The organism is Streptomyces thermoalcalitolerans, assembly GCF_039525155.1.
GTDB lineage: Bacteria > Actinomycetota > Actinomycetes > Streptomycetales > Streptomycetaceae > Streptomyces > Streptomyces thermovulgaris.
Window position 1 is genome coordinate 1 of sequence record NZ_BAAAHG010000094.1, and the last position, 9,433, is coordinate 9,433.

Below are 9,433 nucleotides of genomic sequence, written 5' to 3' on the forward strand. Positions count from 1 at the left end.
CCCAGCAGGCCCAGCCGACAGCCCCGCCGCAGGCCCGGCCCACGGCCCCGCCCCAGGCTCCGGCACAGGCCCAGCCGGCAGCCCCGCCGCAGGCCCCGGGTCAGGCGTACGCGGCCGTCCGGCCCTCGCAGCAGGCGGAGTCGCAGCCGCCGTCCGGCGGCTCCCCCGCGCCGCCGTCCCGCGGTGTGCGGCTCGCCCGGCCGGCGGAGCCCGACGAGTACCGGCTGCAGGCGCCGGACCCGCGGGTGGCCATGGACGCCGCCGCCCCGGACGAGGGCGCCACGATGTGCGTGGCGTGCCGGGCCGGCCGGGTCGACGACGACGGCTACTGCGAGAACTGCGGCCACGCCCAGCCGCGTGAACGCGACCACATGGAGCAGGAGTCGGGCCCGGTCGCCGCGGTCAGCGACCGGGGCCTGCGCCACCACCGCAACGAGGACGCCTTCGCCCTCGGCCGCACCGCGCTGCCCGACGGCTCGCCCGCGGCCGTGGCGATCGTCTGCGACGGCGTGTCCTCCGCGACCCGCCCCGACGACGCCTCACTGGCCGCCTCGCGGGCGGCGAGCGAGTCCCTGCTGGCCTCCCTCCCCCGCGGCACGCATCCCCAGCAGGCCATGCACGAGGCGATCGTGGCCGCCGCGAAGGCGGTCGAGTCGCTCGCCGAGGAACCCGCGACGATCCGCGAGCAGGCCCCGCACCAGAACGCGCCGGCCTGCACGATCGTCGGTGCGCTGGTCACCTCCACCCTGCTGGTCGTCGGCTGGGTCGGCGACAGCCGCGCCTACTGGGTGCCGGCGGACCGCACCGCGCCCCCGGCCCGGCTCACCGAGGACGACTCGTGGGCCGCCCAGATGGTCGCCGCGGGCCTGATGACCGAGGCGGAGGCGTACGCCGACGAGCGCGCCCACGCGATCACCGGCTGGCTCGGCGCGGACTCCTACGAACTCGAGCCGCACACCGCCTCCTTCAAGCCGGACCGGCCGGGTGTGGTCGTGGTGTGCACGGACGGGCTGTGGAACTACGCCGAGACGGCCGAGGAGATGGCCGCGACCGTCCCCCACGACGCCGCCGTACGGCCGCTGCACAGCGCCCGGGTGCTGGTCGGCCACGCCCTGGACGGCGGGGGCCACGACAACGTAACAGTGGCCGTCCTGCCGTTCCCCGCACCGCCGCAAGGGGCAGGATCGCTCTGAGGGGCATGGGCCGGGGTGTACCGGGGCGTGCCGTGACACATGACGCACGCCCGCGCGGCAAAGCCCCGGCCCAAGCCCTCACGACGGGGAAGCTCCGGGAGGCCGGAGGGGACCGGCCGTTCACAGTCGTCGTCCCCGCACGGGGGCTCCAAGGGGGGTTTGGAAGGCATGGCCAATTTCTCGAAGTCCAACGTGCCGCGGTTCTCGGTGGACGTGTACCAGAACGAGTACCTGCCCGAGGGCGGCCGGGAGGTCGACGCGATCGTCACGGTCACCGCGACCGGCGGCGGCACGATCGGCAGCGCGGTGACGGCGCCGCACCTCTACACGCCCGGCCGGGGGCCGTCCGCGGCGGTGGCGCTCATGGTCGACTGCTCGGGTTCGATGGACTATCCGCCGACCAAGATGCGCCACGCCCGGGACGCCACGGCCGCCGCGATCGACACCCTGCGCGACGGCGTGCACTTCGCGGTGATCGGCGGCACGCATGTGGCCAGGGAGGTCTATCCCGGCGGCGGCCGGCTCGCGGTCGCCGACGCCACCACCCGCGAGCAGGCCAAGCGCGCGCTGCGCGGACTGAGCGCGGGCGGCGGCACGGCCATCGGCACCTGGCTGCGGCTGGCCGCCCGGCTGCTGTCCTCGGCCGAGGTCGAGATCCGGCACGGCATCCTGCTCACCGACGGCCGCAACGAGCACGAGTCGCCCCAGGACCTCAAGCGGGCGCTGGACGAGTGCGCGGGGCGTTTCACCTGTGACGCGCGCGGCGTGGGCACCGACTGGGAAGTGAAGGAAGTCACAGGGATCGCCTCCGCGCTGCTCGGCACCGCCGACATCGTCGCCGACCCGGCCGGCCTGACCGCCGACTTCACGCGGATGATGGAGACGGTGATGGGCAAGGAGGTCGCGGACGTCGCCCTGCGGGTGTGGACCCCGGCCGGCGCGACCGTCAAGTTCCTCAAGCAAGTCGCCCCCAATGTGGAGGATCTGACCGCCCGCCGCACCGAGACGGGCCCCCGCACCGGGGACTACCCCACCGGGTCCTGGGGGGACGAGTCCCGCGACTACCACCTCTGCGTGGAGGTGCCCGCGGCCCGTATCGGCCAGGAGATGCTCGCCGCCCGGGTCTCCCTGGTGATCCCCGAGCCCGCGGGCGTCTCCCGTCCGGGCGGGGCCGGGAGCGGGGGAGGCACGGTGCGCCCCCTCGGCGCGCAGGGGCTCGTACGGGCCATATGGACCGACGACGTGGCCGCCTCCACCGCGATCAACCCGCAGGTGGCCCACTACACCGGGCAGGCCGAACTGGCACAGGCCATCCAACAAGGGCTGGAGCTTCGCAAAGCAGGCGATATCGATGGAGCAACGGCCAAACTGGGCCGGGCTGTTCAGCTCGCCGACGCCCTGGGGAACAGGGATACTGCGAAACTGCTTGCGAAGGTGGTGGACGTGGTCGACGCAACGACAGGTACTGTGCGTCTGAAAGCGAAGGTCGAGGAGGCCGACGAGATGACTCTCGAGACACGGTCCACCAAGACTGTTCGTGTAAAGAAGTAAAGAAGCAGAAAAACGCAGAGAAACAAGGACGCGGCGCAGCACCGCCGCCACAGACAGCGAAAGACAACGAGCCTGGCCCCTCGGGGTTGGAGAAATCCGGTCGAGACGGCCGAGAAGGAGAGGGGGAAGCGCCGACATGCCGACCTGCCCGAACGGACACCAGTCGGGTTCCGACGACTGGTGCGAGGTGTGCGGTCACCGCATGACCAGTGCTGCCGTGCCTCCGCCTCCCCCGCCGCCTCCGGTCGGGGGTTACGGCTTCCCGCCCGCGCCGGGGCCGGGCGGCCCCGGCGGTCCGGGCGGTCCTGGTCACCCGGGTGCGCCCGGTGCGCATCCGCATCTGTCCACCGGGCCAAACCCCGAGCCGGAGCTCTGCCCGCAGTGCCGTACGCCTCGTGAGGGCGCCGCGCCGTTCTGCGAGGAGTGCCGGTGGAACTTCCTGACGAACACGGCGACCTCGTACACCCCGCCCGCACCGCGCCCGTCGGCGCCCGGTCCCGGTCCGGACGCCCCTCGCTTCCCGCAGCCGCCCGGCCCGCCCTTCGGCGACCCCTACGAGTACCAGGGCTCCCGGCCCTCCCAGGTGAACCGTCCGGCCGAGCCGATCCCGCCGGGTCCGCCCTTCGGCGGCGAGCCCCAGGGCCGTGCCGGTGGGCCTGGAGGCCCGGGCGGTCCCGGCGGTCCCGGCGGTCCCGGCGGCCCCGGCGGCCCGCAGGCGTTCCAGCAGGCCGGTCCGCCTGCCCCGCCCGGATTCCCGCAGGAGACGGGCCGGCCCCGGCCGGGCGGTCCGTCCTTCGGCGGTGACGACGACTGGATGATCCCCCCGCCGTCGGGTCCCGGCGGCCCGGGCGGTCCCGGTGGCCCCGGCGGCCCGGGTGGACCGGGTGCGGGTCAGGGCGGCGGGTACGGCTACCCGCAGCCCGGCGCCACCCAGGCCCCGCACGGCCAGGGCTTCCCGCAGCAGCCGCAACAGCAGCAGCAACCGCAGCAGGGCGGGACCTGGACGGCGACGATCGCTCCGGACCGCGAGTACTTCATGGCGATGATGCAGCGCTCCGGCCCCGAGGCCGCGGGCCTGAGCCTGCCCGCGTACTCGCCGGAGCAGAAGCGCACGCTCACCGGCAAGCAGGTCACCATCGGCCGCCGCCGGCACTCCACCGGCGACACCCCCGACATCGACCTGTCGGTGCCGCCGGAGGACCCGGGCGTCTCCCACCAGCACGCGGTGCTGGTCCAGCAGCCCGACGGCAGCTGGGCGGTCGTCGACCAGAACTCGACCAACGGCACCACGGTCAACGGTTCCGACGAGCCCATCCAGCCCTTCGTCCCGGTCCCCCTCCGGGACGGCGACCGGGTCCACGTGGGCGCCTGGACGACGATCACGATCAGGCGCAGCTAGAAGATCAGGCGCAGCCGGAACACGGCCCACCGGTGCCGGGGAGGGCGGCCGCACGGCCCCTCCCCGGCACACCGGTTCCGGTCCTGGGCCTTCCGTCCTCGGTCCCCGCGTCTGAGAGCATGGACCCGTGAATGAGATTCGGCGCGGCACGCTTCAGGAGCAGACCTTCTACGAGCAGGTCGGCGGGGAGGAGACCTTCCGCCGGCTCGTCCACCGTTTCTACCAGGGGGTTGCCGAGGACCCCGAGTTGCGGGCCATGTACCCCGAGGAGGACCTGGGTCCGGCCGAGGAACGGCTGCGGCTGTTCCTGATGCAGTACTGGGGCGGCCCGACGACGTACAGCGAGCGGCGCGGGCACCCGCGGCTGCGGATGCGGCACGCACCGTTCCGGATCGACCGGGCGGCGCACGACGCCTGGCTGCGGCACATGCGGGTCGCGGTCGACGAGCTCGGCCTGTCGCCGGAGCACGAGCAGACGCTGTGGAACTACCTGACGTACGCGGCGGCGTCGATGGTGAACACGCCGGGCTGACCCGCCCCTTCACCGGCCCCCTCACCATCCCTTTCACCGGCCTCCCCGCCGGTTCCCTCCCCTGAGTCCCGCATTCCGGTCGTTCTGTGCCGGTTTCCGGTCACGATCCGGTCAAGCTCGGTCCACCGGCGCTTACCCGAACCGCCTGCACTCTGCAAGCATCTCCCGGACGTCTGGACAACTACGGGGGAGCCGGGTGGCGGGATTCACGGGGTTCGTCCTGCTGCGTGCGCGGGCGCACCGGCTGCTGCTGGCCGCCGCGCTGCTCACGGTCCTGCTGACCACGGCGGTACTGGCGACGCTCACCGCGTACTCCGGCGCCATCGGTGACGCGGCCCTGCGCCACTCCCTGCGGGACCCGCGCCACGCGGCCGACACCACCCTGGTCGTCCGGGCCGAGGTGCCGCCCTCCGGGCACACGGCCGTCGACGCCGCCGTGCGCGAGCAGGCCCGCGCGGCCTTCGGCGGTCTGCCGGTCACCGTGCGCTCCCTGGTGCGGTCCGGCACCTACGGCCTGCCCCGCTCCCCGCACTCCCCGGCGCGTCCCCCCAAGGCTCCCGGCTCCGCCCGGGCAGAGGACGCCTCCGCCGACGACCCGGACCTGACGTATGTCGCGGCCCTGGACCCCACGCAGGTCCGGCTCGTCACCGGCCGTCCGCCCCGCAGGACCGCGGCGGGCGACGAGCTCGAGGTCGCGCTGCCCGCGATCGCCGCGCAGCGCCTCGGTCTGAAGCCCGGCGCCCGGCTCACCCTCACCGACCGGCTCGGGGGACCGGAGGTCCGGGTGCGGATCACCGGGCTGTACCGGCCGGCGGACGCCCGGGCACCGTACTGGCGGCTGGACGACCTGGGCGGCCGCGGGGTGCGCAAGGTCGGCTTCACGATGTACGGACCGCTGCTGGCCGCCCCCGGTGTCGTCGGCGGCGGGAGGGTGAGCACGGGGAAGAGCGCCTGGCAGGCGTCCGCGGACTTCTCGACGCTGACGACCGACCGGATGGACGCGCTGCGCCACACGGTCCGCGCGAGCGCCGCGGCCCTGCGCAAGGCCACCGGGACCGGCGGTGCACCGGAGGTCACGACCTCGCTGCCCGAGGTCCTGGACCGGATCGACCGCTCCCTGCTCGTCGCCCGCTCGACCCTGCTGATCGCCGCGCTCCAGCTGGTGCTGCTCGCGGGCTGTGCCCTGCTGCTGGTGGCCCGGCTGCTGAGCAGCGAACGTGCCGGGGAGACCGCCCTGCTGCGGGCGCGCGGCGGCTCCCGGATCCGGCTCGCGGGCCTCGCCGCCACGGAGGCGCTGCTGCTCGCCGTGCCCGCCGTGGTGTGCGCGCCGCTGCTGGCCGGGCCCCTGACCGGACTGCTGGCCGGGCAGGGTGCCCTGGCCCGGATCGGGCTGCGCCCGGACGTCTCGGCGACCGGGCGGGCCGAGGTGTGGCTGGTCGCGGTGGCCGTGGCGCTGGGCTGCGCCCTGGCGGTGACCCTGCCCGCGCTGACCTCCTCGTCGAGGGCCGGCCGGCGGGCCCGGGCCCTGCCCGCGCCGCTGCGGGCGGGCGCGGACCTCGGACTGCTGGCGGTGGCCGCCGTGGCGTACTGGCAGCTGAACCGGCAGTCCTCGGGCGCGGTCGCCCACGACCGGACGGGCGCCCTCGGCATCGACCCGCTGCTGGTCACCGCCCCCGCGCTCGCGCTGCTCGCCGGGACGGTGCTGACCCTGCGGCTGCTGCCGCCGCTGGCCCGGCTGGCCGAGCGCCGCGCCGCCAGGGGCCGCGGGCTGTCGACGGCACTGGCGGGCTGGCAGTTCAGCCGCCGCCCGGCGCGCGGGACCGGTCCGGTGCTGCTGCTCGTCCTCGCCCTCGCCCTGGGCATGCTGGCGATCGGCCAGGGTGCCTCCTGGGGCCGTTCGCAGGACGACCAGGCCGACTTCCGGGCGGGCGCGCCGGTGCGTCTGCAGGCCGCCGGGGAGGGGAAGCTCGGCAGCACCGAGCGGTACGCGGCCGTCCCGCACGTCCGTGCCGCCGCCCCCGCCGTCCGCACCACGCTGCCGCTCGCCGGCGAGCGCACCGCGACCGTCCTCGCGCTGGACACCGCGCGCGCGGCGGACTGGGTGCTGATGCGGCCCGACCTGGCGTCCGAGCCGGTACGTCCGCTGCTTGCGGGGCTCGCGGCCCGGGGCGCGACCGCGGGGGTGAAGGTACCCGCGGGCACGGTCCGGCTGCGGCTGACGGCGGCCCTGCACAGCTTTGGGACGGGGACGCCGGTGACCGCGGCGGCCACCCTGGAGGACCGCTCCGGAGTCCCGTACCGGATGCCGCTCGGCACCCTGCCCGCCGACGGCCGCCCCCGCTCCCTGGACCTGGCCCTCCCCGCCGGCGCGGGACCCCTGGTCCTCACCGCCCTCGACCTGGGCGTGGACCAGCCCGTCGGCCGTTCGGAACGGCACCGCCTCACCCTCTTCGCGGTCACCGCCGCGGACGGCGACGGAACGGTACGGCACCTGCCGCTGCCGGCGTCCTGGAAGGCAACCTCGTCCAGCATCGGCGCCTCGTCCTCCCCCGACGGCGCCACCGCCCCGGCCAAGCCGGCCGTGACGTCCTCCCGCCCGCTCACCGTCACCTACGGCACCGGCCATGTGCCGTCGGACCGGCCCTGGGAGCAGGGCTCGGTCTCCGTGCGGATCCAGGCCGCGCAGCCCGCGCAGCCGGAGGTCGCGGCCGTGGCGACCGACCGCTTCCTGACCTCCGTGGGCGCGCGTGAGGGACAGCGGGTGGAGGTGACGTTCGGCGGCCAGAACCTCCCGGTCCGCATCGTCCGCTCGGTGCGGGGACTGCCCACCACGGGGCCCGAGCAGGACGGTTCCACGGACACGGCGCACGACGGCGGCGGTCTGCTGATGGACCTGCGGGCGGTGAACCGGCTGCTCCAGTCCCGCTACGGCGACCGTGTCGCGCCCACCGAGTGGTGGCTGGGCACCGACGCCCGCCGCACGGCGGACGTGGCCGGGGCCCTGCGTGCCCTGCCGGACGTCGACCCGGCACAGGTGATCGTCCGGGACGAGATCGCCGACCGGCTGCGCGACGACCCGTTCGGCGCCGGACCCGCGGCCGCGTTCACCGCGGCGGCCGTGGTCGCGGCGGCACTGGCCGCGGTCGGCTTCGCGGTGAGCGCCGTCGGGTCGCTCAGGGAGCGGGACGCCGAGTTCGCCGTCCTGCGCGCCCTGGGCGCCCCGCGCCGCCGGCTGGCCCGGACGCTCGCCGTCGAACAGGGCGTGCTGGTGGCCCTGGCGCTGGCGGTCGGTACGGTCCTGGGCACCCTGCTGACCCGGGCCGTGATCCCGCTGATCATGCTGACCGGACAGGCCACGAAACCCGTGCCGGACGTCCTGGTCCATCTGCCGCCCGCCCAGGTGGCCGCCCTGCTGGCGGCCGTCGCCGCCGGGCCGCTCGCCGTCACGGCGGTATTGGCGCTGCGCCGGGCCGACCCGGCGGTGTCCCTTCGAGACCGCGGAGGTGAGTGAGGTGCGCTCCGTCGCTCCCGCCTGGGTCCGCATACGGCTGCGCACCGCGCCGGGTGCCGCGGCGGCCCTCGCCCTGCTGGTCGCGCTGACCGCGTGCCTGGCCGCCGCGTTCCCGCGCGCACTCGACCGGTACGAGGACGACGGGCTGGTCCGGGCCGTGGAGCAGGCGGGCCCGCAACGCACCGGCCTGCTGCTGTCCGCCCCGCCGCCCGGCCTCCAGTTTCCGCAGCGGGAGCGGGAACAGGCGCTGCGTCCGCGGACCATGGGCCGCCAGTACGCCGATGTCCTCGGTGCCGTCCGGCGGCCGCTCGCCGCCGACCCCGGGCAGTCGGCGTACGGGGTGATGACCCGCGAGAGCATCGCCGTGCCCGACCCCTGGCTCGCGCGGCCCAGCCGGCGGCTGCCCCCGCAGGTGCACCTCGTCGCGCGGAGCGGACTGGCCGAGCACTCCTCGGTGCGCGCGGGCCGGCTGCCGCGGGCGAGCGGCGAGGTCACGGCGAGGACCGCCGAGGTGGAGGCCGCCGTCACCGCGGAGACGGCGGAGAAGATGCACATCGAGGTCGGTTCGGTCGTCCATGTGCCCGCCGTGTCCCGTCCCCCGCTCGCCGTCCGTGTCACCGGCATCCTGACCCCGCGCGAGCCCGACGGCGCGTACTGGGCGGCACAGCCCCTGATCCGCACCCCGGACCTGATACGGATCCGCAGACCCGACGACCCCGATCCGCCGAAGTACTGGGTCGGCTCCCTGCTGCTTGCGCCCGAGGCGGCTCCCGCGCTGCTGGGCACCGCCGGGTACACCATGCGCTACTGGCACCTGGCCCCCGACCCGGGCGCCCTGCGCGCCCACGAGCTCGACGGCCTGGAGTCCGCGGTCGCCTCCCTGGAGTCCGGGCCGGACCTGGGGCGGATCCGCGAGGCCACCGACCCGAACACGCAGACGAGCACCGACCTCGACGACGTGCTCCTCTCCTACGGCCTCCTGCGGTCGGGCATCGCCCCGCTGGTCGCGGTCGCCGCCGCCGGCGGTGCGACGGTCGCCGCGGTCGTCCTGCTGATGGCCGGGGGCCTGGCCGCCGACCGCCGCCGCGCCGAGTTCGCCCTGCTGCGCGCCCGCGGTGCCTCCCTGCGGGGCCTGACCGGTCGGCTGTTCGCGGAGACAGCGGTGGTCGCCGTCCCCGCCGGGGCGCGCGGCCAGGGTGCCGCCCTGCTCGCCGTCCCCCGGGGCCGCCTCCTTCCCCCGGTCGTCG

At 75.7% G+C, this 9,433-nt stretch carries 5 protein-coding genes and 1 pseudogene; all 6 read left to right on the plus strand.

All coding sequences use genetic code 11. From position 1 onward, the window contains the following. A partial coding sequence (locus ABD224_RS28230; RefSeq protein ID WP_344054974.1) for a PP2C family protein-serine/threonine phosphatase occupies positions 1 to 1,193 on the plus strand: 1,193 nt, incomplete at its 5' end. A 168-nt stretch (positions 1,194 to 1,361) separates the two neighbouring features. Further along, positions 1,362 to 2,744: a vWA domain-containing protein gene (locus tag ABD224_RS28235; protein ID WP_344054977.1), complete on the plus strand. Its 1,383-nt coding sequence runs from the start codon at positions 1,362 to 1,364 to the stop codon at positions 2,742 to 2,744. A gap of 136 nt (positions 2,745 to 2,880) precedes the next feature. Continuing rightward, positions 2,881 to 4,143, plus strand: coding sequence for an FHA domain-containing protein (locus ABD224_RS28240; RefSeq protein ID WP_344054980.1), 1,263 nt, complete (start codon positions 2,881 to 2,883; stop codon positions 4,141 to 4,143). Between the two features lie 127 nt (positions 4,144 to 4,270). Then, complete coding sequence (locus ABD224_RS28245) at positions 4,271 to 4,675, plus strand: globin (protein WP_344054983.1); 405 nt, start codon at positions 4,271 to 4,273, stop codon at positions 4,673 to 4,675. Positions 4,676 to 4,871: 196 nt separating this feature from the next. Continuing rightward, positions 4,872 to 8,186 (plus strand): FtsX-like permease family protein, encoded by a 3,315-nt coding sequence (locus tag ABD224_RS28250; RefSeq protein ID WP_344054986.1) that lies wholly within the window; start codon positions 4,872 to 4,874, stop codon positions 8,184 to 8,186. 1 nt (position 8,187) lies between these two features. Further along, positions 8,188 to 9,433 (plus strand): annotated as a pseudogene (locus ABD224_RS28255) (ABC transporter permease); the annotation flags it as partial.

What these genes read in the sequence shown, in the direction of transcription:
- ABD224_RS28240 (WP_344054980.1), top strand. Translation starts at nt 2,881, where the DNA reads ATGCCGACCTGCCCGAACGGACACCAGTCGGGTTCCGACGACTGGTGC.
- ABD224_RS28235 (WP_344054977.1), top strand. Translation starts at nt 1,362, where the DNA reads ATGGCCAATTTCTCGAAGTCCAACGTGCCGCGGTTCTCGGTGGACGTG.